Source organism: Acuticoccus kandeliae (assembly GCF_003073115.1).
Genome location: NZ_QBBV01000011.1, coordinates 1 through 950, shown reverse-complemented (window position 1 = coordinate 950; position 950 = coordinate 1). Strand labels below are relative to the sequence as shown.

Annotated in this window: 1 protein-coding gene; it reads right to left on the bottom strand. The window is 68.9% G+C overall.

Features of this window, described 5'->3' with window-relative positions; genetic code table 11:
- A partial coding sequence (gene rpsB, locus DBV35_RS29020; RefSeq protein ID WP_108663914.1) for a 30S ribosomal protein S2 occupies positions 1 to 751 on the bottom strand: 751 nt, incomplete at its 3' end.
- Between the last annotated feature and the right edge of the window lie 199 nt (positions 752 to 950).

Below are 950 nucleotides of genomic sequence, written 5' to 3'. Positions count from 1 at the left end.
CGTCCTGCTCCCACTCGGCGAGCGGCTGCTCGGCGGCGGCCTCGCCACCCTCGCCCCGGCGCTGGCCACGGGAGACCAGACCGTCGGCGGCGGCCTTGGCGATGACCTTGGTCAACAGCGCGGCCGAGCGGATCGCGTCGTCGTTGCCCGGGATCGGGAAGTCGACCTCGTCCGGGTCGCAGTTCGTGTCCAGGATGGAGACGACCGGGATCTTGAGCTTCCGGGCCTCGCCGACGGCGATGTGCTCCTTCTTGGTGTCCACGATCCAGACGGCGGACGGGACCTTGGACATGTCGCGAATACCGCCGAGGGTCTTCTCGAGCTTGTCCTTCTCACGGGTCAGCGTGAGGATCTCGCGCTTCGAGCGGCCCTCGAAGCCACCGTTCTGCTCCATCGCCTCGAGCTCCTTGAGGCGCTGCAGGCGACGGTGGACGGTCTGGAAGTTGGTGAGCATGCCGCCCAGCCAGCGCTGGTTGACGTACGGCATGTTGACCCGTGCCGCCTCCTCGGCGATGACCTCCTGGGCCTGCTTCTTGGTGCCGACGAACATGATCGTCCCGCCGTGCGCGACGGTCTCGCGCACGAACTCGTAGGCGCGGTCGATGTACGACAGCGTCTGCTGGAGGTCGATGATGTAGATGCCGTTGCGCTCGGTGAGGATGTAGCGCTTCATCTTCGGGTTCCAGCGACGGGTCTGGTGCCCGAAGTGCACGCCGCTGTCGAGCAGCTGCTTCATGGTGACGACGGCCATGGCCTGCGATCACCTCTCGGTCGGGCGCGGCGGATGCCGCGCAGGCGGTTCGTGGGCCCACCGGTCGGCGGACCACCCTGGCGCCCGCGGCGGAGCCGGACCCGCTCCCCCTGGTCACACGTGAGCGTGACGTCGGGATCGCAGGACCGCCCGGCCTCCGCTCCCGACGCCGTACCCTGGGGTAACGGCGCGACGGGCG